The 25,580-nt window shown below is 71.6% G+C and carries 25 protein-coding genes and 2 pseudogenes; 20 read left to right on the top strand and 7 right to left on the bottom strand.

The annotated features are described in order from the left end of the window. Window positions 1-15: 15 nt before the first annotated feature. On the bottom strand, window positions 16-894 hold the full coding sequence (locus ACZ6QQ_RS34715; protein WP_465882115.1) for a sigma-70 family RNA polymerase sigma factor: 879 nt from the start codon (window positions 892-894) through the stop codon (window positions 16-18). A 76-nt stretch (window positions 895-970) separates the two neighbouring features. On the opposite strand from ACZ6QQ_RS34715, the gene ACZ6QQ_RS34710 reads away from it, so the two are divergent. The 3 genes and pseudogenes from ACZ6QQ_RS34710 to ACZ6QQ_RS34700 all read left to right on the top strand — a co-directional run bounded on the left by ACZ6QQ_RS34710 (window position 971) and on the right by ACZ6QQ_RS34700 (window position 2,662). Further along, the gene (locus ACZ6QQ_RS34710; RefSeq protein ID WP_465882113.1) at window positions 971-1,693 is read left to right on the top strand and encodes an FMN-dependent NADH-azoreductase; all 723 of its coding nucleotides are present in this window, start codon (window positions 971-973) and stop codon (window positions 1,691-1,693) included. A gap of 81 nt (window positions 1,694-1,774) precedes the next feature. Then, window positions 1,775-2,269, top strand: a pseudogene (locus ACZ6QQ_RS34705) (NAD(P)-dependent oxidoreductase); the annotation flags it as partial. Then, on the top strand, window positions 2,243-2,662 hold the full coding sequence (locus tag ACZ6QQ_RS34700) for an NAD-binding protein (RefSeq protein WP_465882153.1): 420 nt from the start codon (window positions 2,243-2,245) through the stop codon (window positions 2,660-2,662). The pseudogene ACZ6QQ_RS34705 and the gene ACZ6QQ_RS34700, both read left to right, overlap by 27 nt. A 90-nt stretch (window positions 2,663-2,752) precedes the next feature. Here ACZ6QQ_RS34700 and ACZ6QQ_RS34695 read toward each other — a convergent pair whose 3' ends face one another. Further along, complete coding sequence (locus ACZ6QQ_RS34695; protein WP_326556242.1) at window positions 2,753-2,971, bottom strand: DUF397 domain-containing protein; 219 nt, start codon at window positions 2,969-2,971, stop codon at window positions 2,753-2,755. 69 nt (window positions 2,972-3,040) lie between these two features. On the opposite strand from ACZ6QQ_RS34695, the gene pepN reads away from it, so the two are divergent. The 5 genes from pepN to ACZ6QQ_RS34670 all read left to right on the top strand — a co-directional run bounded on the left by pepN (window position 3,041) and on the right by ACZ6QQ_RS34670 (window position 8,404). Continuing rightward, the gene (pepN, locus tag ACZ6QQ_RS34690; RefSeq protein ID WP_465882111.1) at window positions 3,041-5,578 is read left to right on the top strand and encodes an aminopeptidase N; all 2,538 of its coding nucleotides are present in this window, start codon (window positions 3,041-3,043) and stop codon (window positions 5,576-5,578) included. A gap of 92 nt (window positions 5,579-5,670) precedes the next feature. Further along, window positions 5,671-6,264, top strand: coding sequence for a nicotinate-nucleotide adenylyltransferase (gene nadD / locus ACZ6QQ_RS34685; RefSeq protein WP_465882110.1), 594 nt, complete (start codon window positions 5,671-5,673; stop codon window positions 6,262-6,264). Window positions 6,265-6,367: 103 nt separating this feature from the next. Beyond that, window positions 6,368-6,772 (top strand): ribosome silencing factor, encoded by a 405-nt coding sequence (rsfS, locus tag ACZ6QQ_RS34680; protein ID WP_465882108.1) that lies wholly within the window; start codon window positions 6,368-6,370, stop codon window positions 6,770-6,772. After that, window positions 6,769-7,398, top strand: a complete 630-nt coding sequence (locus ACZ6QQ_RS34675) for a histidine phosphatase family protein (protein ID WP_465882106.1) — start codon at window positions 6,769-6,771, stop codon at window positions 7,396-7,398. Before rsfS ends, ACZ6QQ_RS34675 begins: the two co-directional genes overlap by 4 nt. Window positions 7,399-7,531: 133 nt before the next feature. After that, window positions 7,532-8,404: a DegV family protein gene (locus ACZ6QQ_RS34670; RefSeq protein ID WP_465882105.1), complete on the top strand. Its 873-nt coding sequence runs from the start codon at window positions 7,532-7,534 to the stop codon at window positions 8,402-8,404. Window positions 8,405-8,413: 9 nt separating this feature from the next. Here ACZ6QQ_RS34670 and ACZ6QQ_RS34665 read toward each other — a convergent pair whose 3' ends face one another. Continuing rightward, the gene (locus tag ACZ6QQ_RS34665; protein WP_465882103.1) at window positions 8,414-9,088 is read right to left on the bottom strand and encodes a maleylpyruvate isomerase N-terminal domain-containing protein; all 675 of its coding nucleotides are present in this window, start codon (window positions 9,086-9,088) and stop codon (window positions 8,414-8,416) included. Window positions 9,089-9,595: 507 nt separating this feature from the next. On the opposite strand from ACZ6QQ_RS34665, the gene ACZ6QQ_RS34660 reads away from it, so the two are divergent. From ACZ6QQ_RS34660 to ACZ6QQ_RS34640, 5 genes and pseudogenes are all read left to right on the top strand, one after another. Beyond that, window positions 9,596-10,051, top strand: coding sequence for a MarR family winged helix-turn-helix transcriptional regulator (locus tag ACZ6QQ_RS34660; protein ID WP_465882102.1), 456 nt, complete (start codon window positions 9,596-9,598; stop codon window positions 10,049-10,051). A gap of 125 nt (window positions 10,052-10,176) precedes the next feature. After that, window positions 10,177-10,959: a ComEA family DNA-binding protein gene (locus ACZ6QQ_RS34655; RefSeq protein ID WP_465882100.1), complete on the top strand. Its 783-nt coding sequence runs from the start codon at window positions 10,177-10,179 to the stop codon at window positions 10,957-10,959. Next, a complete protein-coding gene (locus ACZ6QQ_RS34650) occupies window positions 10,956-13,346 on the top strand; it encodes a ComEC/Rec2 family competence protein (RefSeq protein WP_465882098.1) in 2,391 nt (796 codons plus the stop codon). Before ACZ6QQ_RS34655 ends, ACZ6QQ_RS34650 begins: the two co-directional genes overlap by 4 nt. A 142-nt stretch (window positions 13,347-13,488) precedes the next feature. Further along, the gene (holA, locus tag ACZ6QQ_RS34645) at window positions 13,489-14,463 is read left to right on the top strand and encodes a DNA polymerase III subunit delta (RefSeq protein ID WP_465882096.1); all 975 of its coding nucleotides are present in this window, start codon (window positions 13,489-13,491) and stop codon (window positions 14,461-14,463) included. 224 nt (window positions 14,464-14,687) lie between these two features. Continuing rightward, window positions 14,688-15,041: pseudogene (locus ACZ6QQ_RS34640) on the top strand (hypothetical protein); the annotation flags it as partial. Window positions 15,042-15,611: 570 nt separating this feature from the next. On the opposite strand, the gene rpsT reads toward ACZ6QQ_RS34640, so the two are convergent. Next, window positions 15,612-15,884: a 30S ribosomal protein S20 gene (gene rpsT, locus ACZ6QQ_RS34635; protein ID WP_363591469.1), complete on the bottom strand. Its 273-nt coding sequence runs from the start codon at window positions 15,882-15,884 to the stop codon at window positions 15,612-15,614. Between the two features lie 176 nt (window positions 15,885-16,060). Beyond that, window positions 16,061-17,050, bottom strand: a complete 990-nt coding sequence (locus ACZ6QQ_RS34630; RefSeq protein WP_465882095.1) for a phosphotransferase family protein — start codon at window positions 17,048-17,050, stop codon at window positions 16,061-16,063. 102 nt (window positions 17,051-17,152) lie between these two features. On the opposite strand from ACZ6QQ_RS34630, the gene ACZ6QQ_RS34625 reads away from it, so the two are divergent. The 6 genes from ACZ6QQ_RS34625 to ACZ6QQ_RS34600 all read left to right on the top strand — a co-directional run bounded on the left by ACZ6QQ_RS34625 (window position 17,153) and on the right by ACZ6QQ_RS34600 (window position 22,243). Next, window positions 17,153-17,686: a DUF4240 domain-containing protein gene (locus ACZ6QQ_RS34625; protein WP_465882093.1), complete on the top strand. Its 534-nt coding sequence runs from the start codon at window positions 17,153-17,155 to the stop codon at window positions 17,684-17,686. Window positions 17,687-17,916: 230 nt separating this feature from the next. Beyond that, window positions 17,917-19,806: a translation elongation factor 4 gene (gene lepA / locus ACZ6QQ_RS34620; protein WP_465882092.1), complete on the top strand. Its 1,890-nt coding sequence runs from the start codon at window positions 17,917-17,919 to the stop codon at window positions 19,804-19,806. Then, window positions 19,803-20,363 (top strand): NUDIX domain-containing protein, encoded by a 561-nt coding sequence (locus ACZ6QQ_RS34615; RefSeq protein ID WP_465882091.1) that lies wholly within the window; start codon window positions 19,803-19,805, stop codon window positions 20,361-20,363. Before lepA ends, ACZ6QQ_RS34615 begins: the two co-directional genes overlap by 4 nt. 48 nt (window positions 20,364-20,411) lie before the next feature. After that, window positions 20,412-20,693, top strand: a complete 282-nt coding sequence (locus ACZ6QQ_RS34610; protein ID WP_465882090.1) for a GlsB/YeaQ/YmgE family stress response membrane protein — start codon at window positions 20,412-20,414, stop codon at window positions 20,691-20,693. A 103-nt stretch (window positions 20,694-20,796) separates the two neighbouring features. After that, window positions 20,797-21,465, top strand: a complete 669-nt coding sequence (locus ACZ6QQ_RS34605) for an MOSC domain-containing protein (protein ID WP_465882089.1) — start codon at window positions 20,797-20,799, stop codon at window positions 21,463-21,465. Window positions 21,466-21,547: 82 nt separating this feature from the next. Further along, a complete protein-coding gene (locus tag ACZ6QQ_RS34600; protein WP_465882088.1) occupies window positions 21,548-22,243 on the top strand; it encodes a hypothetical protein in 696 nt (231 codons plus the stop codon). Between the two features lie 114 nt (window positions 22,244-22,357). Here ACZ6QQ_RS34600 and ACZ6QQ_RS34595 read toward each other — a convergent pair whose 3' ends face one another. Beyond that, complete coding sequence (locus ACZ6QQ_RS34595) at window positions 22,358-23,221, bottom strand: hypothetical protein (protein ID WP_465882086.1); 864 nt, start codon at window positions 23,219-23,221, stop codon at window positions 22,358-22,360. A gap of 193 nt (window positions 23,222-23,414) precedes the next feature. Further along, a complete protein-coding gene (locus ACZ6QQ_RS34590) occupies window positions 23,415-24,200 on the bottom strand; it encodes an enoyl-CoA hydratase-related protein (RefSeq protein ID WP_465882085.1) in 786 nt (261 codons plus the stop codon). Window positions 24,201-24,217: 17 nt separating this feature from the next. Between ACZ6QQ_RS34590 and hemW the strand changes: the two genes are divergently transcribed. After that, window positions 24,218-25,441, top strand: a complete 1,224-nt coding sequence (gene hemW, locus ACZ6QQ_RS34585; RefSeq protein ID WP_465882083.1) for a radical SAM family heme chaperone HemW — start codon at window positions 24,218-24,220, stop codon at window positions 25,439-25,441. Window positions 25,442-25,580 lie beyond the last annotated feature (139 nt).

The raw sequence follows: 25,580 nt of genomic DNA, 5'->3' as shown, positions 1-25,580 counted from the left end.
GCCGGTAGGGGCCGATCAGTCGAGGACGGAGAGGTCGAGTCGCCGGAGGCGTTCGGGATCGGCGATCACGTCGTACCGGGCGATCCGGTCACCGTCGACGGCGAACGTGAGCACGAACCTGAGCCGGCCGTACGGGGCCACGACGACTCCCACCGCTCCGTCGACCAGGGCCAGTTCGGCGAACTGCGAGCGGGCACCGAACGTGACGACGCCCTGCGCCACGGGACGCGCTCCGCGTACCTCGGTCGGTGCACCCGGCGGCAGGGCGGCGGTGTCGGCGCGGCGGACCACGTCCGGAGCCAGTACGGCCAGGATCGCGGCGAGGTCGCCGGATCGTGCGGCGGTCAGGAACGCCGAGACCACCTGCCGGTGCCGGGCGAGTTCGGCCGCCGGAATCGTCGGGGTGCCCTGTACCTTTCGGCGAGCGCGGCTGGCGAGTTTCTTCGTGGCGACCGGGGTGCGTTCCACGATGGGCGCGATCTGCTCGAACGGCACGGCGAACATGTCGTGCAGCACGAACGCGATTCGTTCGCTGGGCGCCAGCGTGTCCAGTACGACGAGTAGCGCGCGGCTGACCGCGTCGGCGAGTAGTGCCTCGTCCTCCGGCTGGCCGCCACGGTCGGGTTCGGAAACCGGCTCGGGCAGTTGCCCCGCCAGATCCTCCCGACGTGACGTGCGGGAGCGCAGCATGTCGAGGCAGATGCGGGTGACCACGGTTCGCAGCCAGGCGGTCAGGTTGGTCACGTCGCCGACGTCGGTCCCGTCCAGGCGCAGCCAGGCTTCCTGGACGGCGTCATCGGCCTCGCTCGCCGAGCCGAGCATCCGGTAGGCGATCGCGCGGAGCCGACCACGTTCCACCTCGAAGCGTTCGGCCAGCTTGTCACGCTCGTCCACCGGTCACCTCTGCTCGTTGCGCTCCGTCAACTGTCATGACGTACGCGGCAACCGCGAGGTGACAGGAGAGGGACCCATGACAGCATTACTGCACCTGGATTCCAGCGCCAACCGTTCCGGCGAGTCGGTCAGTCGGCAACTGACCGCACTGTTCGCGCAGACGTGGCGGGCACTACCCGGTTCGGTCGGATACCGGTACCGGGACCTGGCCGCCGACCCGGTCGCGCCGCTGGACAGCGCGTACTGCGCGCTCGGTCGCCGGATCGAACGAACCGGGCCGGTGCCGCCCGCCAGGGTGTCCGGGCTGGTCGAAAGCCCGGCCGAGGAGTCGCAGTGGGCGCTGACCCGGCCACTGGTCGCCGAGGTGTTGGCGGCCGACACCGTGCTGATCGGCGCGGCCATGTATAACTACGGGGTGCCCGCCTCGCTGAAGGCGTGGATCGACCGGGTGAGTTTCCCCGGCGGGTTCGTCGACCCGGACACCGGGGACAGCCTTCTGCGTCGTACGAGAGTCGTGGTGGTCACCGCGCGCGGCGGCGCGTACGGGCCGGGCACGCCGTTGCAGGCGTGGGACTTCCAGACCACCTATCTGCGGGCCTACTTCGGCCGGCAGGGCGTGGCCGAGGAGAACCTGCACTTCGTCAACGCCGAGATGACCATGGCCGGTCTCGTCCCGCACCTTGCCGGGTTCGCCCCGATGGCGGAGGAGTCACTGGCCGCCGCGCGGGCCGAGGTGACCGCACTGGCCACCGCTGCCGCCACCGCCGGGGTCGGCCGTCCGGGTGGGACCGGCCGATGATCGCCCAGATCCGGCGTACGGTCGCCCGCGCGTCCGGGGCACGCCGCAGCCTGGAGGGGCGGGGCCCGGACGGGTAGCGGAAGGGGTGCCATGGTGCAGCAGCAGACGGTCGCGTTCCTGGGCCTCGGTGGCATGGGGCAGCCGATGGCCGCCAGCGCGTTGCGGGCCGGTCTGCCGACGGTGGTGTGGAACCGGACGCCCCGGGCGACGGAGGCGCTGGCCGATCTCGGGGCACGGGTGGCCGGGAGTGCGGCCGAGGCGGCCGGGCAGGCGGCGATCGCGGTGACCATGGTGACGGACGTCGACGCGGTCAGCGCGATCGCGGTCGACCAGGGCATGCTCGCCGCGTTGCCGTCCGGCGCGGTCTGGGCGCAGATGAGCACGATCGGGGTGGCCGGCACCGAGCGGCTCGCGGCGCTGGTCGAGCGGGAGCGGCCGGACGTGGTGTTCCTCGACGCGCCGGTGGCGGGGAGTCGGGGACCGGCGGAGGCCGGCCGGTTGACCATCTACGCGTCCGGGCCGACCGAGGCCCGGGACCGGGTCGCGCCGCTGTTCGACGCACTGGGTCAGCGGACGGTCTGGGTCGGTCCGGCGGGGCAGGGTTCCCGGCTCAAGCTGGTCAACAACGTCCTGCTGGCGTTCCTCGCCGAGGGGGTCGCCGAGTCGGTGGCGCTGGCGCACGCGATCGGGATCGGTACGGAGACCGTGCTGACCGCGCTGGTCGGCAATCCGATCCTGCCGCCCTGGGGTGAGGCGAAGCTGCCCCGGATGGCCAGGGGCGACTACTCGCCGGAGTTTCCGCTGTCGCTGGCGCTCAAGGATCTCCACCTCACGCTCGACGCGGTCGACCCGGCCGAGTTCACCGTCGCGGGTTGCCTCGCCGCGCAGTGGCAGCGGGCGGTGGACCGGGGCTTCGGCGGCGACGACGTGACGGTGATAGCACGGGCCATGACGCCCGGCCCCGGATGACCGCCCGAGGATCGACGCGACGTCCGCCCGTCCTGGTCATCCGGGCGTCCGACGGCGCGGCTGCCCGGATGACCCGGCTCGGTCGTCGTCCTACTCCAGGTCGAACTCGCCGTCCTGGGCGCCGGCCACGAACGCGTCCCATTCGGCCTGGGTGAACACGAGCACCGGACCGTCGGGCTCGGCGGAGCTGCGCATGCCGATCAGGTCGTCCACGAACGCGACCTCCACCGCCGCTTCGGACGTGTCGCCCTCGGCTCGCTGCCACACCGCGCGGGACAGGTCGAAGTCGCCCTTCGGGTGCTGCGCCATCGTCGGTTCCTCCACTGCGCGATCCGTCATGGGAAAGCCTTTCCACTCTTCATGTTGCAGGATATGCGGATGCCGAGCCTTACCCGGGTCGAGGCGGCCGAGCGCGCCGCGCTGCTGACCGTCGAGTCGTACCATATTGATCTTGACCTGACCGCCGGTGACACCGGTTTCCGGTCCGTCACCACGATCCGCTTCCGGGCCACCGCCGACACCACCACCTTCGTCGATATCAAGCCGGCCCAACTGACCAGCGTACGGCTCAACGACACGACGATCGATCCGGCGACGCTCGCCGACGACCGTCTTGTGCTGACCGGCCTGCTGACCGAGAACACGTTGACGGTCGAGGCGCAGATGGCGTACTCGAACACGGGGGAGGGGCTGCACCGGTTCGTCGACCCGGCCGACGGTGAGGCGTACCTCTACGCCATGTCCTTCCTCGACGAGGGCCCCCGGATCTTCGCCGCCTTCGACCAGCCCGACCTGAAGGCGCCGGTGACGCTGAGCGTGACCGCGCCGGAGAACTGGCTGGTCGTGGCGAACGGGGCGGCGCTGCACCCGCCGACCGGCGGCCGGTGGGAGTTCGCCCCGACGGTCCCGCTGGCCACGTACTTCACCTCGCTGATCGCCGGGCCGTACCACGCCCGGTACGACGAGCACGACGGCATCCCGCTCGGCATCTACTGCCGCCGGTCGATGGCCGAGCACCTGGACCGGGACGCCGACGAGATCTTCACCGTGACCAAGCAGTGCCTGGACCGGTTCCACGAGCTGTTCGACGTCCGCTACCCGTTCGGCAAGTACGACCAGGCGTTCGTGCCGGAGTTCAACGCCGGCGCGATGGAGAACCCCGGCCTGGTGACGATCCGGGACGACTACGTCTTCCGGTCGGCGGTCACCGACAGCGAGCGCGAACTGCGGGCCACCACCATCGCCCACGAGATGGCGCACATGTGGTTCGGTGACCTGGTCACCATGCGCTGGTGGGACGACCTGTGGCTGAACGAGTCGTTCGCCGAGTACCTGGGCGCCCGGGTGACCGCCGAGGCGACCCGGTTCACCGGCGCCTGGACCACCTTCGGCCTGCGCCGTAAGGGCTGGGGGTACGCGGCCGACCAGCGCCCGTCCACCCACCCGGTCGCCCCGTCCGACGTCCCCGACGCCGCCGCCGGGCTGCTCAACTTCGACGGCATCTCCTACGCCAAGGGCGCCTCGGTGCTGCGTCAGCTCGTCGCCTGGCTCGGTGACGACGCGTTCCTCGCCGGTCTGAACGCGCACTTCGCCGCCCACGCGTACGGCAACGCCACCCTGGCCGACCTGCTCGACGCGATGAGTACGGCCAGCGGGCGGGACCTCTCCGAGTGGGCCGAACTCTGGTTGCGCCGCCCGCAGGTGAACACCCTGCGGGCCGAGGTGAGCGTCGCCGCCGACGGCACGTACGCCGAGGTGGCGGTGGTGCAGACGGCCGTGCCGGAGCATCCGGTGCTGCGCCCGCACCGGATCGGGGTGGGCCGGTACGACATGGACGACTCGGGTGCCGCCGACCGTCCGGTGGCGGTACTGCGGGAGCGGGTCGAGGTCGATCTCGATCCGGCGGTCGACAAGGGACGGACCGTGCTGACCGGGCTGGCCGGTCAACCGGCCGCCGCCGTGCTGCTGCTCAACGACGGTGACCTGACCTTCGCCAAGGTGCGCCTGGACGACGCGTCGGCTGCGGCCGTACCGTCGATTCTGCCCGGCCTGACCGACTCGCTGGCCCGCGCGGTGCTCTGGACCGCGACCATCGACGCGGTCACCGACGGGGAACGCCCGGTGTCCGACCTGGTGGCGTTGATCCTCGCCGCGCTGCCCGGCGAGACCGAGGTGATCGTGGTCGAGGACGTGCTGAAACTCGCCCGCGCGCTGATCGACCGCTACCTCGACCCGGAGCGCCGGCTGGCCGCCCTCGGGTACGTCGGCCAGGCCTGCGACCGGCTGCTCGGCACCGCCCCGGCGGGTGGTTCGGTGCAGCTCGCCGCCGCCCGTGGGCTGATCGGGGCGAGTGCCGATGTCGACCGGCTGGCCGGCTGGTTGGCCGGTGAGGAGGTGCCGGACGGGCTGGCGATCGACACCGACCTGCGCTGGGCGCTGGTCGGCCGGCTGGTGGTGCTCGGTGCGGCGGGCGAGACGGAGATCGCCGCCGAGTTGGCCGCCGACCGCACTGCCGCCGGCGAGGAGCGGGCCGCCCGGTGCCGGGCCGCGCTGCCGGACCCGGCGGCGAAGGAACGCGCCTGGCAGATCATCGTCAGCGACACGACGCTGTCCAACCGGCTGGTCGAGGCGAACGCGGGCGGGTTCTGGCAGCCGGAGCAGGAGGAGCTGACCGAGTCCTACGTGGAGCGGTACTTCACCGAGATGCCGGCGGCGGCGCGACTGCGTACGGCGTGGACCGCCGACCAGGTGGCGAAGCTGGCCTTCCCCCACTACGCGGTGCAACCGCGGACCCGGGAGCTGACCTCGGCGCTGCTGGAGCGCGACGACCTGACGCCGGGATTGCGCCGCGCGGTGACCGACGCCGCGGACGACCTGCGCCGGGCACTGGTGGCCCGGACCGCCGTGCTGGTCTGAGGTTTCGCCCGGCCCGCCCCTGCGGGATCGACCGGGTGCGATCTGCGTCATGCCGGGGCGGTTCGACCACCGCCCCGGCCTACGATCAAGCGGTGGAGGAAGATACCCGGCGAATCGGGATCATGGGCGGAACTTTTGATCCGATCCATCACGGGCACCTGGTCGCGGCCAGTGAGGTCGCCGACCGGTTCGGGCTGGACGAGGTCGTCTTCGTGCCCACCGGGCAGCCGTGGCAGAAGGCCGACGAGCCGGTCTCCTCGCCCGAGGACCGCTACCTGATGACGGTGATCGCCACCGCCTCGAACCCACGTTTCCAGGTCAGTCGGGCCGACATCGACCGGGACGGCCCGACCTACACCGTCGACACCCTGCGCGACCTGCACGAGGAGTACGGCCCGAAGGCGCAGCTCTTCTTCATCACCGGCGCGGACGCGCTGGAGAAGATCCTGTCCTGGAAAGACGCCGACCGGATGTTCGAGCTGGCCCATTTCATCGGGGTGACCCGGCCCGGTTTCGAACTCTCCGCCGGGCACCTGCCGGCCGACTCGGTGAGCCTGGTGCAGGTGCCGGCGATGGCGATCTCGTCCACCGACTGCCGGGCGCGGGTGGCTGCCGGGGAGCCGGTCTGGTACCTCGTCCCCGACGGTGTGGTCCAGTACATTGCCAAACGCCGGCTCTATCAGTAACGGTTTGGGATGGTTTGCGACCCGTTGTTCGCTAACTGCCAAGCTGTAACTCGGCCACGTGTGAGAGGCTAGATAGGTCTCATGGTCGACCCAAAGGAGTACGGTGACAGCTTCCGATCGCGCCCTCGAGCTGGCATTGGCCGCCGCCCAGGCTGCCGCTGACAAGAAGGCGCAGGACATCGTCCTGATCGACGTAGGCGACCAGCTGGCCATCACCGACGTGTTCCTGATCGCCTCCGCTCCCAGCGAGCGCCAGGTGCAGGCGATCGTCGACGCGATCGAGGAGCAACTGCTCACCCTCTCGGACAAGGCGAAGCCGGTCCGGCGCGAGGGCGAGCGGGCCGGACGCTGGGTGCTGCTCGACTACGTCGACATCGTGGTGCATGTCCAGCACACCGAGGAGCGCGAGTTCTACGCACTCGACCGGCTGTGGAAGGACTGCCCGATCATCCCGTTCGTGGACCGTGACCTCGTCGACGCCGAAGCCGGCGCCGGCCACGGCGAATGACCCGACTGATCATCTGGCGGCACGGCAACACGGACTGGAACGCGGGCAACCGCGTGCAGGGGCAGACCGACACCCCGCTCAACGAGCTGGGTGTCGAACAGGCCGCCCGCGCGGCGGCCCTGCTGGCCGAGCTGAAGCCGACCGCCATCGTCGCGAGCGACCTGCAACGGGCCAGCCGTACGGCGGAAGCCCTCGCCACGCTGACCGGGTTGCCGGTACGCACCGACGCCCGGCTGCGCGAGCGTTACTACGGGCAGTGGCAGGGGCTCACCATCGCCGAGGTGGCCGCCCGGTTCCCGACCGAGCACGCCCGCTGGCGCAACGGTGACCCCGATCCCGGCTGCCAGGTCGAAGCCCTGGACGACCTGGCCAAGCGGATCGGCACCGCGTTCCAGGCGGTGGCCGACGCCAACCCCGGCGGCACCACCGTGGTCGCCACCCACGGCGGCGGCGCCAAGCAGGGATGCGGGCACCTGCTCGGCTGGGGACCGCCGATCCTGCGTGCGCTCGGCTCGTTGCAGAACTGCCACTGGACCGAGCTGCGCCTCGACGAGGTCCGCGGCTGGCAACTGCGCGCGCACAACGTCGGCCCGGCAGCCCGAGAGCCCGTACCCGCCGCCATCTGAGCGGCTGCGCCGGCCGACCGGCCCGTTTGGGTGGTCATTTCCACGCCGTACCCCGGGTATTTGCTGGTATTCGCCCTGGTAAGGCCGGGTATCGACGACGGCGGTCATCAGGTGGATCGGCTACCGTGCCGGGATGCCCGTCGCGGTCGCCACCGATTCCACCGCCTACCTGCCGGATCCGCCCACCGACCCGACCACGGCCGAGGCCGCCGCCGGCCGGCGGCTCACCGTCGTCCCGCTGACCGTGGTCCTGGGCGGGGTGCAGGGGCTGGAGGGCATCGAGGTGTCACCGGCCGACGTGTCCCGGGCGATGACCGGGCGCCGGGTGGCGGTCGGCACCTCCCGACCGGCGCCCGAGCAGTTCGCGGCGGCCTACCGCCGGCTGTTCGACCAGGGGTGCACCGGCATCGTGTCGGTGCACCTGTCCGCCGAACTCTCCGGCACGGTCGAGGCCGCCACGCTGGCCGCCGCCGAGTTCGGCGACCGGGTCATCGTGATCGACTCCCGCTCCACCGGGATGGGCCTCGGCTTTCCCGCCCTGGCCGCTCTGAGCACCGCCGCAGCCGGTGCCGACCTGACCGAGGTCGCGCGGGCCACCCGTGACGCGATCGGGCGTACGTTCACCTTCTTCTACGTCGACACCCTCGAATTCCTCCGCCGGGGCGGCCGGATCAACGCCGCCGAGGCACTGCTCGGCACCGCCCTGTCGGTCAAGCCGATCCTGCACGTCCGCGACGGTCGAATCGCCGTACGGGACAAGGTGCGCACCGCGAGCCGGGGACTGGCCCGACTGGTCGACCTGGCGGTCGCCGCCGCCGGTGACTGCGCGGTCGACGTCGCCGTACACCACCTGGCCGCGCCGCAGCGCGCGGAAGCCCTGGCTGAGGCGCTGGCCCTTCGCCTCGGCGACCGGCTGCACGACCGGCACGTCACCGAGGCGGGGGCGGTCGTCGGGGCACACGCCGGACCGGGGCTGGCCTGCGTGGTCGTACACCGCCGGGCGTGATGCCCGTCCTCAGCCGAGCGTCAGCCATCCGACGCCGGTGCGGTTGATCCGTTCGGTCTCGGTGGGAGTGATCGGCTCGCGTCCGGTGGCCTTGCGCAGGAAGGTCAGCCGGTCCCAGTCGAGGTCCCGTGCCGCCGAGGCACCGCCGAGCAGCTCCGCGACCAGTTCGGCGGCGGGTGCGGTCAGCCACGGTGGGCGGTCCAGCGCCTCGGCCAGGTCCAGGCCGTGCACCGCGACCTCCACCACCCGGGTACGCAGGAACTCCGTCAACAGCATCGGATCGCCGTGCCGGGTGCGTACGACCCGGTCCGGCGGCTCGGCCCGGCAACGGCGGTCGACCCGTTGCCAGGTCGCGGTGAAGTCCTCGACCAGTGCCTTTCCGTCCGGTTGGGCCCCCGCGTGCTCCTGGGCCAGCCGGATCCGGGTCGCGTTGGTGTCCGGACTGAACCGTTCATCCGGCCGGTAGTACGCCGCCGCGTCCACCTCCGCACGAGCCGGTGGCTCGGCCGCCAGCATCTCCGGCAGCCAGGCGATCACCACCCGGACGTGGGCGAGCAGGTCGCGTACGGACCACGGGGTGCAGGCGGTGGGGCGGTCCCAGGCCGGCTCGGGCAGCCCGGTCAGTGCTCGGCTGAGCTGCCCGGCCTCGCCCCGGAAGGCGTCCAACACCGGATTCCGCGTCATGTCGATCATGGTACCCAACGGATTGATTGCCGGAATCCGTACTCGTTGTCCGAACCGAATGGGTGCCTGGGTGGCGGGGAACAATGGTCGCCCGTACACCTGTCGTTAGTCGACCCCGGCTAGCTTTCGCTGGACCGATCAATGCGAATCGAAAGCCGAACAACATGAGTGCAATCCTTGTCAAGATCGCCGTCGACGTTCTCGCCGCCGCGCTGGTGGCCCTCGTCGCGACCCTCGTTCAACGCGCCCTGCGCGCCGCCTGAGCGGACGACGGCAACAGGGCTCAGTCGTGGCCGGAACCCGTGGGGTCAGCCCCACCAGGTTCTCGTCCCGCATGGTCAACATGATCGCAGAAGCGACGGTGCGGTCCGCCCGCCCGCAGGTCCCTCCCCCGGGCGCCGCAGCCGCACGGCTTGACCTCAAGTCTTATTGAGGTTTTACCGTACCGGGGTCCGTCCAGTTTGGCCGGTGTCCGCTTTGTTTGGCCGTCCGGAAGGAGCACCAGCGGTGGTCGTCAAGGAGTATTCCCAGGAGGAGCTTGCCGCCCAGCCCATCGGTTACTGGAGTGGCGAGGCGTATCGCAGGGTGGTCGGCCGGATCCGGGCGGAGTTGGCCGTGGAGGACCTCACCCAGCCGCACTGGTGGACCCTGAACCACGTTGCCGGCGCCCCCGGCACGTGGAGCCGCGCGAAGCTCGCCGAACGCCTGATCCCGTTCGACGACCTCGGGATCGATTTCGGTGGTGTCTTCGACGACCTGATCGCCCGAGGCTGGATGACCGAAGACGCCGGGACCCTGACGCTGACCGAGTCGGGGGAGGCGGGCCGGCTTCGGGCACGGGCCCGTAACCTCGGCGTTCACGAGCAGACGCACGAGGGCATAACAACAGCCGAGTACGTCGCCACGCTCAACGTACTCCGTCGCATGGTCGCCAACCTCGGCGGCAACGGCGACCTGCCCTGAGCGGTTGAAAGAGGGGCTTAGCAGATTGGGGCGATGATCAGGGGCTTTTCCACAGGTGGACGAGTTGTCCACAGGAGAGCCCCGATCGGCAGGGCGAATCGTCGATTCCTCCTACCGTTCCGCTGGTGTCCGATGACGACGACGAGACGAGAGTCCGAGAGCGGCTGGCCCGGTTGCTCCGTGGTGCGGGGGCTCGTCCCGCCGTACCGGTGGAGGTTGGTGTTGCCGCGCCGGAGGAGAACCCGGCGCCGGATTCGCCACCGAGCAGGCTGGGCGGGCCGGGTGCCTTCGACCCCGGTCGCCGTGGAGTCAAGGCGCTTGCGGTGGTGGCCGCGCTGGTGGTGCTCGGCGCCGCCGGCTGGGCCTGGCGTGCCCGCCCGCAGGCCGAGCCGGTCGACGTCGCCGCCACGGCGGGCGCCGACGAGTCGATGTCGGCCAGCGCCGCGCCCGGTCCGGGGCCGAGCACCAGCGCGGGCTCCGAGGTGGTCGTCGCGGTCGCGGGCAAGGTACGCCGACCCGGTCTCGTCCGGCTCCCCACCGGCGCCCGCGTCGCCGACGCGCTGACCGCCGCCGGAGAGGCTCTGCCCGGCGTGGACATGGCCCTGCTCAACCTCGCCCGCAAGGTCACCGACGGCGAACTGATCCTGGTCGGGGTGACCGCCCCACCCGGAGCGCCCGCCGGTCCGGGGCAGCTCGGCGACCCGGCGGCCGGTGGCGGCAAGGTCAATCTGAACACGGCCACCCTGGCGCAGCTCGACACGCTGCCCGGTGTCGGGCCGGTGCTCGCCCAGCGCATCCTCGACCATCGTGACCAGCGCGGCGGCTTCCGTGCCGTGGGCGACCTGCGGCAGGTCAGCGGGATCGGCGACGCCCGGTACGAGCAGCTCAAGGAACTGGTCACCGTATGACCACGGTGGCGGTTCGGACTGAAGCGGACGAGCCCGAGCCACCGGATCTGCGGCTCGCCGCCGTGGCGATGGCGACGTGGCTCTCCGCCCTCGCCGTGCTCTATCTGTCGGTGCGGTCCGGGGTGCTGATCGCCGTACTGGCCGGTGTCGGTGCGCTGATTCTCTCTGCCTGGCTGACCCGTCGACGCGGCCCGCTCGGCGATCGGTACGGCTGGATTGCCGTCGCCCTACTGCTCGGGGTGGTGTGCGGGAGCGCGGCGACCGCCGCCCGGCTGGGCGTACGGGACGCGGCACCGTTGGCCGAGTTGGCGCGTACGCGAGCACCGGTCACCGTCGAACTGGTCGTACGCGACGATCCGCGCGCGGTGGCCGGGGCGGCGGGACGACCCTCGATGTTGCTGCTCTCGGCCGAGCTGTCCTGGCTGCGTGGGCCGGACCAGCGGCGGATCGAGATTCCGGCCCGGATCCTGGTGCTGGCCACCGATCATCGGTGGCGGGACCTGCTGCCGGGGCAGCGGCTGACCGCCGAAGGCCGGTTGGCGCGGGCGCGCGGCGGTGACCTGACGGCGGCCGTACTGTCGGTCAACAGTGCGCCGGTGCCGGTCGGGGCGCCCTCGTGGGCGCAGCGGACGGCCGGGACGCTGCGGGCCGGGTTGCAGCGCGCCTGCCTGCCGCTGGCCGACGAACCCGGTGGGCTGCTGCCGGGGCTGGTCGTCGGCGACACCAGCCGACTGTTGCCGGCGGTCGAGGACGACTTCCTGACCACCGGCATGACCCACCTCAACGCAGTCTCCGGAGCCAACGTCGCGATTGTCGTCGGGCTGGTGCTGCTCTGCGCCCGCTGGGCCCGCGCCGGGCCGTGGCTCACCGCCGTGATCTGCGGGATCGCCCTGGTCGGCTTCGTGATCCTGGCCCGGCCGTCGCCGAGTGTGGTGCGGGCCGGCACGATGGGAGCGATCGGGCTGCTGGCCCTGGCTCTCGGCCGACCTCGGGCGGCGCTGCCGGCGCTCGGGGCCGCGATCACGGTTCTGGTGGTGGTCGATCCGGAGCTGGCCGGCGACGCCGGGTTCGCGCTGTCCGTCCTGGCGACCGGTGGGTTGCTGCTGGTGGCGCCGAGATGGCGGGACCGGTTGCGGCGTCGGGGAGTGCCGGCGGGGCTGGCCGAGGCGTTGGCGATTCCGGCGGCGGCGCAACTGACCTGCGCCCCGGTGGTGGCGGGGCTGTCCGGGACGATCAGCCTGGTGGCCGTACCGGCGAACCTGCTGGCCGTGCCGGCGATCGCGCCGGCCACCGTGCTCGGGGTGGCCGCCGCCACGGTGTCGCCGGTCTGGCCGGCGGGGGCCGAGTTCGCGGCCTGGCTCGGCAGTTGGCCGGCGTGGTGGCTGGTGCTGGTGGCACGGTACGGCGCGCGGGTGCCGGCCGGCACACTGCCCTGGTTGGACGGTGTCGCCGGTGGGCTGCTGCTCGGTGCGCTCACCGTGGCGCCGCTGGTCGCCGCCCGGCATCCGCTGGTCCGCCGGCTGGTCGCGGTGGTCGCGGTCGCGGCGGTGATCGGCGCGCTACCGGTACGCCTGGTCGCCGCCGGCTGGCCACCGGACGGCTGGGTCTTCGCGCTCTGCGCGGTCGGGCAGGGCGACATGGCTGTGCTGCCGGTCGGGGCCGGGCGGGCCGTCGTGGTCGACGCCGGACCCGATCCGGCGGCAGCCGACCGGTGCCTGCGCCGGCTCGGCGTACAGGCGGTGCCGCTGCTCGTGGTCAGCCACTTCCACGCCGACCACATCGGCGGGCTGGCCGGGGTGCTGCGGGGCAGGCGGGTCGGGGCGGTGGTGACTCCGCAGTGGCCGGAGCCGGCAGCCGGCCGTTCCTCGGTCGAGCGGGCCGCGACCGCGGCCGGCGTTCCGGTCAGCGGAATCGGCCCCGGCTGGCGGTACGTCGCCGGCCAGGTCGACCTGACCCTGCTCGGCCCGCCGTACCCGATGCGCGGCACCAGATCCGACCCGAACAACAACTCCCTGGTGCTCCGCGCCACGGTCGGCGGGGTCCGGGTGCTGCTCGCCGGGGACGCCGAAGAGGAGGAACAGCGGGCCCTGCTCGACCACCTGCCCGCCGCCGACCTGCGCTCGGAGCTGTTGAAGGTGGCCCACCACGGATCGGCCTATCAGGAGGTCGGCTTCCTCGACGCGGTCGACCCGGCGGTGGCACTGGTCCCGGTCGGGGTGGGCAACGACTACGGCCACCCGAACCCGGCCGTGCTGGCGAGGTTGGCCCGCAACGGCGCGCGGGTGTTGCGTACGGACACCGACGGTGACGTGGCCGCGATCCGGCGCGACGGCCGGCTCGCGGTGGTCGTGCGGGGCCTCGGACCGGGCGAGGAACGGCCGGAGTGAGATGCACCCCGGAACCAAGAAGTGTCAAGAGCAGTACGTCAGGATTAAGATAAATGTCTGGATTTGCGCTAAGTGCGGGCTCGGCTACGGGTACTGGGGTGACCAGGCCCGACGCGCGCACCTGGCGTGCGACGATGCACGGGTGACCCCTGTTAGCCTCGCCCCGGTCCTGCTCGTCCTCGGAGACGAGGAGCTGCTCGTCACCAGGGCGCTCGCCGGGGCCGCCGAATCGGCGAAGGAGATCGACGCCGGCGCCGATGTTCGTGACTACGAGGCCGGATCGGTCAACCCTGGCGAGGTCGCCGAGATGCTCAGCCCCTCCCTGTTCGGCGGTCGCCGGGTGCTGCTGCTGCGCAACGGCCAGGACGCCCGCAAGGACCTGGTGACCGTGCTGCTGGCGTACGCGAAGAACCCCGACCCCGACGTCCACCTGGTGGTGGCCCACGCCGGTGGCGCCAAGGGCAAGGCCTTCGCCGACGGGCTGCGGACCGCCGGCGCGACCGTGATCCCGGCGGCCAAGCTCAAGGGTGAACGGGAGCGGATCGCCTTCGTCCGCGACGAACTGCGCCGCGGCGGCGGCAAGGCCAGCGACGACGCGGCCGCCGCCCTGGTCGCCGCGGTCGGCAACGACCTGCGTGAACTCGCCTCCGCCTGCGCGCAGCTGATCGCCGACACCGACGGGCGGATCGGTGCCGACACCGTTGCCCGCTACTACAAGGGCCGGGCCGAGGTGAGCGGCTTCACCGTCGCCGACGCGGCCATGGTCGGCGACCTGCCGGGCGCGCTGGAGGCACTGCGCTGGGCGTTGCACGTCGGCGTCGACCCGGTGCCGATCGCCGACGCCCTCGCCGACGGCGTACGGACGATCGCCCGGGTCAGTTCCGCCGGGCGTGGCAGCGCGTACCAGTTGGCCAGCACCCTCGGCATGCCCGCCTGGAAGATCGAGCGGGCCCAGCGGCAGGGGCGCGGCTGGACCCCGGAAGGGCTGGTCGACGCGATGCAGGCCGCCGCCGACTGCAACGCGGCGGTCAAGGGCGGTGCCGACGACCGGGGGTACGCCCTGGAACGGGCGGTCTTCGCGGTCGCCGCCGCCCGGACCGGAGGTGGTACGCGATGAGCGGGCCACCCCATCTGCGGCTGCCCGGTCAGTTACGCAGCGCCTGGCGTCGCCGCCCGCTCGACGAGACGAGCTACCCGGACCTGTCGGAAGCGCTGGAGGACGCCGGCCCGGTGGGGGTCGGGGGTGTTCTCGTCAGCTACCCCGGCCTGGTCGCCGAGGTCTGCGCCGACCTCGACGGGGCGTCGCGCGCCGATCAGCCCACCGTGCGGGTCTACCCCCGGTTGCTCGAACCGGTCCACCAGCCCCCGGCCGTCGACGACGAGCGGATCCGGCCGCTGTACTCCCGCGTCCTGCGGCTGCGCCACGTCGACCCCGGTGGCCTGCTCTGCTTCCTCTTCTTCGAGGGCACGGTGGCCCTGGGCCTGCTGCTCGCGCTCGCCGAACTGGTCAGCTGGTGGGGCGTACTGGTCCTGCCGGTGACGGTCGCCATCATGGTCAAACTCAACGACCTGGTCGCCGCCGCGGTGGTCCGTTCGGCGGCCCGCGTACCAGACCTGGAGCAGGAGCGGTTCCGGCGCGAGATGCTGCCGGCGGTCGGCCGGGCCCGGGTGCCCGCCGCCTGGAAGATCAGCCCGTACGGCCCGACCGGTGCGTCGGACGCGTACGGCACCGTCCACCCGGCCGCGTTCGGCGCCGGTAACCCGGCCGGTGACGGCATCGGTCCGGCCCGAACGGACCTGGTCGACGCGGCCGGAGACGGTTTCGCCGGACCGGTCGCAGGTGCACCACACTCCGGTGCCGCGCCGGCGGATCGGGAATGGCCAGCGCCGGGCGCACCCGGTGCGACCGAGGCCGCCGAGCCGGGCTCGGGAGAGGCGCTGCCGGCAGCGGCACGGCTGGTGCTGGGGCGGGTCGCCGCGAGCCGGATCCGCGCCAACTCCGGCCATGCCGGTTCCCGCCGTACGCCGATCGGACGCCCGACCAACGAGCACCCGGCGGCGGGAGAGCGGACCGAGCAGTGGCCCGGCCAGCAGAGCGGTCGATGGCCCGAATCGGCCGACCCGCCCCAAGAACACGCCCGTCAGTCAGGCATTCATCACTACGAGTAACCGGCTGCCGGTGTGTGGACAATCGGCCGGAGATGACAGAGCTACGCCCCGAACCTCTCGGCTCGGGGCGTAGCGGTGAAGTCTGTGCCGAGTCCGTCAGGCAGCGACGGAGAGCGACTCCAGGCGCTTGGCAATGGCCGACTTGCGGTTCGCCGCCTGGTTCTGGTGGATGACGCCCTTGCTGACAGCCTTGTCAAGCTTGCGCGAGGCGTCGCGCATCAGCGCGGTGGCCTGCTCGGCGTCACCGGCGACGGTCGCCTCGTTGAACTTGCGGATGGCGGTCTTCAGCGACGACTTGACCGACTTGTTACGCAGCCGGCGCTTCTCGTTCTGCCGGTTGCGCTTGATCTGGGACTTAATGTTCGCCACGCGACAGCCTCGTCTTGATAGCTCGGGTTGGTCAGCTTGATGCACGGGCGACGATCGGCGTAGACCCTCCGGGGCACCAACGCACAGTTACATCGCCACACGCGAAAAGTCAGGTTACCAGGTCGCCCCGGTGGGGCCAAAACCGGTCACCGCCACGGGCAGTGGCCGGTGGGCCGTCACGGGCGCCAGCCGCGCCGCGCGGCCAGCCAGCCCAGCGCCGTCTCCCCGCTCCACCGCTGGTGCGCCCGCAGGTGGGGGGAGTCGCCGGAGGGTTCCGCCGTCGCCCGGACCAACCAGTATCCGGCGAGTGCGGCGAGTGCGGCGTCCAGCCCGTCGACCGGTGCCTCCCGGGCGGCCGGGTGGGTCGCGAACGCCCGGTCGGCGTCGAGTCCGCTGGCGTGCACGGTGACCAGCAGCCCGGCCAGGTCGAACCAGGCGGGCCCGAAGCAGAGCCAGTTCCAGTCGCAGATCCAGGCGGCGCCGGCCCGGTCGATGAGGACGTTGTCCAGCCGCAGATCGCAGTGGATCACTCCGGTGCCGTACGCGTAGCCGGGCAGCCGGCCCTCCAGGGCGGCAAGCTCCGGCAGCCGCTCGCGCAGGCTCGCCGGCACCCCGGCCGGCACCGGCTCCCGCCCCCCGACGATCTCCCGCCACCAGGACAGGTCGGCGCGGAGCAGGTCGGCGAGCTGGGGCAGGCCCAGTGCGACCAGTTCGGCCGGGGGTTCGCGCAGCGCCTGCGCCACCCGCGCGTACGCCTGGAGGGTGGCCGACAGGTCCGCCGGATGCCACGGCAGGGCGGGGGTGCGGCCGTCGATGGCGTCCAGGCAGATGACGAAGTGACCGGCGGTGGTGAGGGTCCAGCGGGGGCGGGCGACCGGCAGGTCGGGCGGAAGTGCGGCGATGATCGCGGTCTCCCGGGCGTACCAGTCGCTCAGGTGGCGCTGGTCGGCCAGTGAGGCGGCCTTGACGAAGACCCGGTCCCCGGCGGTGGTGTCGAGCACCCCGGCGTAGCCGTTGGTGAAGCCGCCACCGGCGGTGCTCGCCCAGCTGACCCGGGCCCCGAGCCGGGCGCTGATCGCGGCGCGCAGCTCCGCCGGCAGATCGGCCCAGTCCGGCCGGACGGCGGTCGCGCCATAGGGCACCAGCGGCAACGAACTCGCGGACATGCCCCCCATCCTGCCTCAGTCGACCCCACCCGTGCCGGGACCGGCCCGCGAGCAGCGGCGGGGGGCGGGAGATGTCACAGCGGTCTGCCAGACTGCCGGGACATGAGGACCGACGACTTCTGGGGCCTGATCGAGGACGCCCGCACCGGCGCCGACGGCGCCACCGAGGCGATCACGGCGCGGGCGGTCGCCCTGCTGGCGGCCCGGGACGTGACCGAGATCGCCGGCTTCGACCAGCACCTGTGGCGGGTCCTGGCCGCCTCCTACCGGGCGGATCTCTGGGGCGCGGCCTACCTGATCAACGGTGGCTGCTCCGACGACGGCTTCGAGTACTTCCGTGGTTGGCTGATCCTTCAGGGGCGGGCGACCTTCGCCCAGGCGGTCAAGGACCCCGACTCGCTGGCCGGGCTGCCGGCGGTCCGGCAGGCGGCGGTCACCGGCGAGGAGTTCGAGGCCGAGGACGTACTCCAGATCGCCCACGACGCGTACCGGAAGGCCACCGCGTCCGAGTTGCCGGCCCAGCCGCACGCCACCTACCCGGAGCTGGACGAGTTCTGGGACTTCGACGACGAGGCGAGCGCCCGGCAGCAGTTGCCCCGGCTCGCGGCGCTCTTCGTGGAGCCGCCCGCCGAATGACGACCGGCCGGCGTGCGCGGGCTCGGCGGGGAACCGGGCCGGCGTGCACGGGCTCGGGGTGAACGGACGGGCTGCGCCGGGGTTCCCGGCGGGCATGGGATCATAGAGAGTGGTCGGCGCCGCGCCGACCGACGCGTACCGCCCACCGGGCCGTCGCGTACCGCTGACCAGCCCGACCATGCCAGCTTGCCGGCCCGACCCGCTTGCCAGCCCGATTAGAACGGACCGCCGTGCCACCGACGCCCGACGCAGGCGCGAACACCCCTGGTGCCACCGATCCCGGTCGGATCAGGAACTTCGGCATCATCGCCCACATCGACCACGGGAAGTCGACCCTGGCCGACCGGATGTTGCAGCTCACCGGCGTGGTCGACCCACGGCAGATGCGGGCGCAGTACCTGGACCGGATGGACATCGAGCGTGAGCGCGGGATCACCATCAAGAGCCAGGCGGTCCGGATGCCGTGGACCGTACGGGAGGGCGAGCAGCAGGGCGAGCACGCCGTGCTGAACATGATCGACACCCCGGGACACGTGGACTTCACGTACGAGGTGTCCCGTTCCCTGGCTGCCTGCGAGGGTGCCGTGCTGCTGGTCGACGCGGCGCAGGGGATCGAGGCGCAGACGCTGGCGAACCTCTACCTGGCGATGGAGAACAACCTCACCATCATCCCGGTGCTGAACAAGATCGACCTGCCGGCCGCCCAGCCGGAGAAGTACGCCGAGGAGCTGGCCCACCTGATCGGGTGCGAGCCGAGCGACTGCATCCGGGTCTCCGGCAAGACCGGCGAGGGGGTGCCGTACCTGCTCGACGAGATCGTCCGGCAGTTCAACCCGCCGGTCGGCAACGCCGACGCCCCGGCCCGCGCGATGATCTTCGACTCGGTCTACGACGTCTACCGGGGCGTGGTCACCTACGTCCGGGTCATCGACGGACGGATCGAGGCCCGCGAGCGGATCAAGATGATGTCCACCGGCGCGGTGCACGAGCTGCTGGAGATCGGGGTCATCTCGCCCGAGATGGAGAAGCACACCGCGCTCGGTGTCGGCGAGGTCGGTTACCTGATCACCGGCGTGAAGGACGTACGGCAGTCCCGGGTCGGTGACACCGTCACCATCAACTCCCGGCCGGCGACCGAGGCGCTCGGCGGTTACAAGGACCCGAAGCCGATGGTCTACTCCGGCCTCTACCCGATCGACGGGTCCGACTACCCCAACCTCCGGGACGCGCTGGACAAGCTCAAGCTCAACGACGCCGCGCTCGACTACGAGCCGGAGACCTCCGGCGCGCTCGGCTTCGGCTTCCGCTGCGGCTTCCTCGGCCTGCTGCACCTGGAGATCATCCGGGAGCGGCTGGAGCGCGAGTACAACCTCGACCTGATCTCCACCGCGCCGAACGTGGTCAACCGGGCGCTGCTGGAGGACGGCAGCGAGATCACCGTGACCAACCCCAGCGAGTACCCCACCGGCCGGGTCGCCGAGGTGTACGAGCCGGTGGTGCGGGCGACCGTACTCACGCCGAACGACTACGTCGGCGCGGTGATGGAGCTATGCCAGGGGCGCCGGGGCAACCTGCTCGGCATGGACTACCTCTCCGCCGACCGGGTGGAACTGCGCTACACCCTGCCCCTCGCCGAGATCATCTTCGACTTCTTCGACCAGCTCAAGAGCCGGACCAAGGGGTACGCCTCGCTCGACTACGAGCCCTCCGGCGAGCAGAAGTCCGACCTGGTCAAGGTGGACATCCTGCTGCACGGCGAGCCGGTCGACGCGTTCAGCGCGATCGTGCACAAGGACAAGGCGTACAACTACGGCGTCACCATCGCGGCGAAACTCCAGAAGCTGATTCCCCGGCAGCAGTTCGAGGTGCCGATCCAGGCCGCGATCGGCAACCGGGTCATCGCCCGCGAGACCATCCGGGCGATCCGCAAGGACGTGCTCGCCAAGTGCTACGGCGGTGACATCACCCGTAAGCGCAAGCTGCTGGAGAAGCAGAAGGAAGGCAAGAAGCGGATGAAGATGGTGGGCCGGGTCGAGGTGCCGCAGGAGGCATTCATCGCCGCGCTCTCCTCCGACGAGTCCGGCGACGGCAAGGGCGGCAAGGCCGGCGGTAAGAAGTGAACCCGAGGGCGTACGGGCCGGACGCGGCGTACTGCCCGCGCTGCGGGTCGCCGCTGTCCGGCGCCCCACCCACGGTGTGCGGCTCGTGCGCGTACGCGATGTTCGTCAACGCCCGCCCGACCGGCAGCCTGATCGTGCTCGACGGCGACCCGGTCACGCCCCGGTTCCTGGCCCTGCGCCGCTCCGCCGAGCCCCGCGCGGGGCTCTGGGAGACGCCGGGTGGGTTCTGCGACGGGTGGGAACACCCGGCCGCCGCCGCGGTCCGGGAGGGACGCGAGGAACTCGGCGTCGAGGTCACCCTCGGCGACTTCGTCGGCATGTACGTCGGCAGCTACGAGTACCAGGGCGAGACGCTGCCCGTACTGGATTCCTTCTACCTGGCCACGATCGACGCCGGTGAGGTCAGACTCGACCCGGCGGAGTCGTCCGAGATGACGTGGTTCGAGTTGGCCGACCCTCCCAAGCTGGCCTTCGAGCCCATGAACGAGGCCATTCGGGCAGCCGCCCGACAACTGGAACACCGGGGCGGTTTGAGAAATCAGCGAGTCGGGCACTAGTCGGTCAGCACACGACACGGTGTGAATGATCCGAGTAGGAGACGACCGATGACTGTTGTTGGCATCATCACCGCGCTCATTGTTGGCCTGATCGTCGGCGCCCTCGGCCGCCTGATCGTGCCCGGCAAGCAGAACATGCCGATGTGGCTGCACATGCTGATCGGGGTCGGCGCCGCGCTGCTCGGTACGGTGATCGCACGGGCCGCGGGTATCGCGACCGAGACCGCCGGTATCGACTGGCGCGAGCTGCTGGTGCAGGTTGTCGTCGCGGCGATCGCGGTGGCCATCGTGGCCGGTGTCGGTGGACGCCGCAGCGTCAGCCGCTACTGACCCCCGGTAACAACCTCCCCCCGTACGACATGGCAGGGGCGTCCGACCGAATCCGGTCCGGCGCCCCTGCCGTACGTGTCGGGGGCGTCGTAGGGTGTGGACCATGACGGGCAGACTTGTTTCGGTCAACCTGGGCCTCGTGACGACCGCTCCCTGGGCCGGGGATCCGAGCGGACGCAGCGGCATCGACAAGCGGCCGACCACCCAACCGGTGGCGCTGCGGGTCGGCGGGGTGGCCGGTGACTTCGTCGGCGAACTCGCCGTACACGGCGGACCGGACAAGGCGGTCTACTCGTACGCCCGCGAGGACGCCGCCTGGTGGTCGCGGGAACTGGGGCGGGAGATCCCGCCCGGCGGCTTCGGTGAGAACCTCTCCACCGAGGGTCTCGACCTGACCGGGGCGGTCATCGGCGAACACTGGCAGGTCGGCTCGGCGCTGCTGGAGGTGAGCCAGCCGCGTACGCCGTGCCGGACGTTCGCCGGCTTCTGGGACGTACGCGACCTGATCAAGCGGTTCATCGCGCGGGCGCTGCCGGGGGCGTACCTGCGGGTGATCCGCGAAGGTGAGGTGACAGTGGGGGACACGGTGACGGTGGTGCACCGGCCGGCGCACGGGGTCACCATCGGTGAGACGTTCCGCGCCCTGAACATCACCCCGGAACTGCTGCCGCGCCTGCTCGACGTACCGGAACTCCCGGCCCACCTGCGGGAACGGATCGAGCGGCGGACCGCCGGCGATCCTCGCCGGGAACCGTCGCAACGGCAGGGGTAGCCGGGTCCGACAGATCTTGACTTGTGGACCGGGGCGATGCAAGCATCGGCATGATGTTCATCGATGGATACCGGGGGATTTCATGCTCAGAAACAAGTCGACCGTCGTCTCGAAGGTGTCGTGTTCTCGCGGGGGCAACACGGACCGTTCCGTCCGACGCACGGGCCTGGCAGCGCTGTTGGCCGCCGCACTGCTACTGATCGCCGCCCCCGCCGGTGCGGCAGAACCGCAATCTCCGTCGCCAGCCGCCGGTGCGGCGACCCCAGCGAACCTCTCGGGGTTGGCCGGGATCGCTGTCGACGTCGACCGGACGGGCATCGCGGCAGCCGTTCTGCAGGCGAACCCGCAGGCCAAGCAGGTCAGCCCGGACAGGATTCAGGTGGCCGACGGCGTCGACCTGCTGCTGCCCGGGGCCGCCGAGCGTAACGCCACCCTGGCTGCACCATCCTGCCCCTACTACTACCTGTGCCTCTGGGAGCACGGCGAATCGGGCGGCTTCGGGCTCGGATTCAGGCTCACGAACTGCCAACTCCGCTACGACCTCAGCGAGTACAAGTACCCCGAATTCGTATGGGTCGGTAAGTCCAACTCCGCGCCGAAGTGGAATGACCGGATCTCGTCCTGGGTCAACAATCAGTCGGACGGGGAAATGTCCATGTTCTACAACTGGATCGGCAGTTGGCAACTCGTGGCCAACAGCATCTCATACGACTACGTCGCGAACGCTGGCGTCGCCTGGGGTGCGAACGACATGATCGACAGCATCTACGTCTGCTGAGAAACCTGCTGTAGGTCGTCCAAGCTTCTGCTCGGGGCGCATAGCTCGTACGTCGCGGGGTCGAAGGTCGGCGGGTGCTGGCCCTCGACCCCGTCGTAGCGCCCGCGGGTGGTGCTAGCCCTCGGCGTAGACCTCGGCGACGACCAGGGTGGAGTTGACCTCGCTCTTCTTGACCGAGGTCCAGGATCCGCCGTCCGCGGTCCACTGAAGATTTTCGAAGCTGACCCGCTTCACCCCGTTGTCGTTGGCGTGGGATACGAGCCAGTGGGCGTACCGCCAGCCGTTCTGGATGGTGGAGGCCGGAATCGCCAGTCCGGTCAGTTCGGCCGGGGCGGTCGTCTGGAGCTCGCCCCAGTCCTTGTTCAGACCGACTGTCAGGGCGGCGGCTGCGGCGGCGCCCCGCAGCAACGGATCGGGGCCGACGGTGCAGGCGACCGCGCCGGTCGCGTTGCCGAGCAGTGCGCGGGTCAGCACCGCCGACTCGTCGGACCACTTCTCGTACGCCTCCGGGAACGCCGACCGCTGCACCTTCTGCGCGGCGTCGGTGACCCGCATCTTCTCCCAGCCCTTGACCTTCTTCAGCGCGGCGTAGAACTTGTCCGCGGCGTAGCGCGGGTTCCGGATCTGCTCCGGGGTGCCCCAACCCTGGCTCGGGCGCTGCTGGAACAGCCCGATCGAGTCGCGGTCGCCGCCGGCCAGGTTCTCCAACCTGGACTCCTGGAACGCCGTCGCGAGGGCGACCACCACCGCCTGCTCGGGCATCTTGCGCTGGGTGCCGATCGCGGCGATGGTCGCGGCGTTCGCCATCTGCTCCGGGTTCAGGTTGACCCGACCGTCGGCCTCCACGGTGCAGCCCCGTACGGCCGTCGGCAGCGGCAGCTTGCCCACGATCTCGCGGGAACCGAGGTAGACCCCGAAGGCGGCAACCGCCGCGAGTGCCACACCGGCGGCAACCATCGCTCGAGTCCGCACCCGCACCCCCTGCTCGTCCGGTCGGCCTGACCTGTCCGTCTCGATCGCCCCGGACCGTCCCGGGCCGACGATGATCGGTGAACCGCGCCTAGCGTACGTCCCGACGCCGTACTCTCGGCCAGCCTTGATTTCCCGGTAAACCTGTGCTCATTCGATCTTCACCGGTTCCACACCGGTACCTGGTTCCGTGCGCCCCTGCTCAGGCGCCGGGTACCCAACGAGCCGGCCGTTTCTCGCGGAACGCGAGGATTCCCTCCCGTGCCTCCGCGGAGCGGAAGTAGCCGGTCGACACGGCGCTGAGCTGGGCCAGCTCGGCCCGCAGATCCGTCCCCGCCGGCCGGGACAACAGCTGCTTCGTCCCGGCCAGGGCACCGGGCGCGCCCCGTACCAGGGCGGCGCAGTAGGCGGCCACCGCCGCGTCCAGTTCGTCGGCCGGCACCGCCCGACTGACCAGCCCGATCCGCTCGGCCCGGTCGCCGTCGAAGGTCTCCCCGGTCAGGTACAGCTCGGCGGCGGCCCGCGCCTGCAACCGGGGCAGTACGGTCGCCGAGATCACCGCCGGGATCACCCCGATCCGTACCTCGGTGAAGGCGAACGTCGCCTCCCGTACGCAGACCGCGATGTCGGCGGCGGCGATCAGCCCCAGACCGCCCGCTCGGGCCGGGCCGGCGACCCGGGCCAGCACCGGCTTCGGGCACTCCCGGACCGCGGCGAGTACGTCGCCGAGCATCCCGGCCGGCACCGAGCCGCTGTCGAACGCCGCCGCCGTCTCCTTCAGGTCGGCACCGGAGCAGAACACCGGCCCGGTGTGCGACAGCACCACCACCCGTACGGTGTCGTCGGTCACAGCGTCGGCCAGCGCGGCGAGCAGCTGGGTCATCAGCGGGGTGGAGAGCGCGTTGCGGTTGTGCGGGCTGTCCAGCGTGAGCGTGGTCACCCCGGAGGCGGTCGACACCCGGACGAGCGTGTCAGCGGCTGCGGTCATGCCGGCACACTAGTCGCATGCCCGGCGTCCTTCCCGAAGGTGAACCCGTCCCCGCTGACGGTTCGCTGCCCCGTACCGCCCTGGCCGCCGTCGGCGACCGGGGGTTCGGGGTCTACGTGCACGTGCCCTTCTGCGCCAGCCGGTGCGGATACTGCGACTTCAACACGTACACCGCCACCGAACTCGGCGGCGGCGGTGGCCGGGACGGCTACGCCGACTCGGTCCTGACCGAGCTGGCGCTGGCCGGTCGGGTGCTGGGCGAGCACCCGCCGCGCCGGGTCGACACCGTCTTCGTCGGCGGTGGCACCCCGACCCTGCTCCCGGCCGACGAACTGGCCCGGATCCTGGACGGGATCGACCGGACCTGGGGGCTGGCCGCCGACGCCGAGGTCACCACCGAGGCGAACCCGGAGTCGGTCACGCCGGAGTCGCTCAAGACCCTGCGGGCCGCCGGCTACACCCGGATCTCGCTCGGCATGCAGTCCGCCGCCGCCGGGGTGCTCGCCCTGCTGGACCGCAAGCACACCCCCGGCCGGGCGGTCCAGGCCGCCCTGGAGGCGCGTGACGCCGGCTTCGACCACGTGAACCTCGACCTGATCTACGGCACGCCGGGGGAGACCGCCGAGGACTTCGCCGCCTCGCTGGCGGCGGTCACCGAGGCCGGCGTCGACCACGTCAGCGCGTACGCCCTGATCGTGGAGGACGGCACCCGGCTGGCCGGGCGGATGCGGCGCGGCGAGCTGCCGTACCCGAGTGACGACGTGGCGGCGGACCGCTACCTGGCCGCCGAGGCCGCCCTCGGCGCGGCCGGTTTCTCCTGGTACGAGGTTTCCAACTGGGCCCGCACCGCCGACGCCCGGTGCCGGCACAACCTGCTCTACTGGACCGGCGGGGACTGGTGGGGCCTCGGGCCGGGGGCGCACAGCCACGTCGGCGGCGTGCGCTGGTGGAACGTCAAACACCCCACCGCGTACGCGTCCCGGCTGGCCGCCGGTGAGTCTCCGGGCCACGCCCGGGAACTGCTCACCGGGGACGATCGGCACGTGGAGGACGTGATGCTGCGGCTGCGCCTGGACTCCGGGCTGCCGTTGGCCGGGCTCGACGACGCCGGCCGACTCGGTGCGGATCGGGCCCTCGCCGACGGCCTGCTGAGCGCCCCCGAGTACGCGGCCGGTCGGGCGGTGCTGACCCTGCGCGGCCGGCTGCTCGCCGACGCCGTGGTACGTGACCTGCTGCCCTGACCCCGCCTGCCCCGATCCGGTTGCTGCGACGGGGTCGGGGGGGGGGGGGGGGGGGGGGGGGGGGGGGGGGGGGGGGGGGGGGGGGGGGGGGGGGGGGGGGGGGGGGGGGGGGGGTTTGCGGGGGGGTTGTTTGTTTGGG

It is taken from the genome of Micromonospora sp. NPDC049529 (assembly GCF_055586685.1).
This window is presented reverse-complemented; position numbering and strand designations above follow the sequence as displayed.

Bases quoted from the DNA above. Each gene is read 5' to 3' on its own strand.
- ACZ6QQ_RS34710 (WP_465882113.1), top strand. From the start codon at position 971: ATGACAGCATTACTGCACCTGGATTCCAGCGCCAACCGTTCCGGCGAG.
- ACZ6QQ_RS34695 (WP_326556242.1), bottom strand. From the start codon at position 2,971: ATGGCGCAGCACCCGAAGGGCGACTTCGACCTGTCCCGCGCGGTGTGG.
- pepN (WP_465882111.1), top strand. From the start codon at position 3,041: ATGCCGAGCCTTACCCGGGTCGAGGCGGCCGAGCGCGCCGCGCTGCTG.
- ACZ6QQ_RS34675 (WP_465882106.1), top strand. From the start codon at position 6,769: ATGACCCGACTGATCATCTGGCGGCACGGCAACACGGACTGGAACGCG.
- ACZ6QQ_RS34670 (WP_465882105.1), top strand. From the start codon at position 7,532: ATGCCCGTCGCGGTCGCCACCGATTCCACCGCCTACCTGCCGGATCCG.
- ACZ6QQ_RS34665 (WP_465882103.1), bottom strand. From the start codon at position 9,088: ATGACGCGGAATCCGGTGTTGGACGCCTTCCGGGGCGAGGCCGGGCAG.
- ACZ6QQ_RS34650 (WP_465882098.1), top strand. From the start codon at position 10,956: ATGACCACGGTGGCGGTTCGGACTGAAGCGGACGAGCCCGAGCCACCG.
- ACZ6QQ_RS34630 (WP_465882095.1), bottom strand. From the start codon at position 17,050: ATGTCCGCGAGTTCGTTGCCGCTGGTGCCCTATGGCGCGACCGCCGTC.
- ACZ6QQ_RS34625 (WP_465882093.1), top strand. From the start codon at position 17,153: ATGAGGACCGACGACTTCTGGGGCCTGATCGAGGACGCCCGCACCGGC.
- ACZ6QQ_RS34610 (WP_465882090.1), top strand. From the start codon at position 20,412: ATGACTGTTGTTGGCATCATCACCGCGCTCATTGTTGGCCTGATCGTC.
- ACZ6QQ_RS34605 (WP_465882089.1), top strand. From the start codon at position 20,797: ATGACGGGCAGACTTGTTTCGGTCAACCTGGGCCTCGTGACGACCGCT.
- ACZ6QQ_RS34600 (WP_465882088.1), top strand. From the start codon at position 21,548: ATGCTCAGAAACAAGTCGACCGTCGTCTCGAAGGTGTCGTGTTCTCGC.
- ACZ6QQ_RS34590 (WP_465882085.1), bottom strand. From the start codon at position 24,200: ATGACCGCAGCCGCTGACACGCTCGTCCGGGTGTCGACCGCCTCCGGG.
- hemW (WP_465882083.1), top strand. From the start codon at position 24,218: ATGCCCGGCGTCCTTCCCGAAGGTGAACCCGTCCCCGCTGACGGTTCG.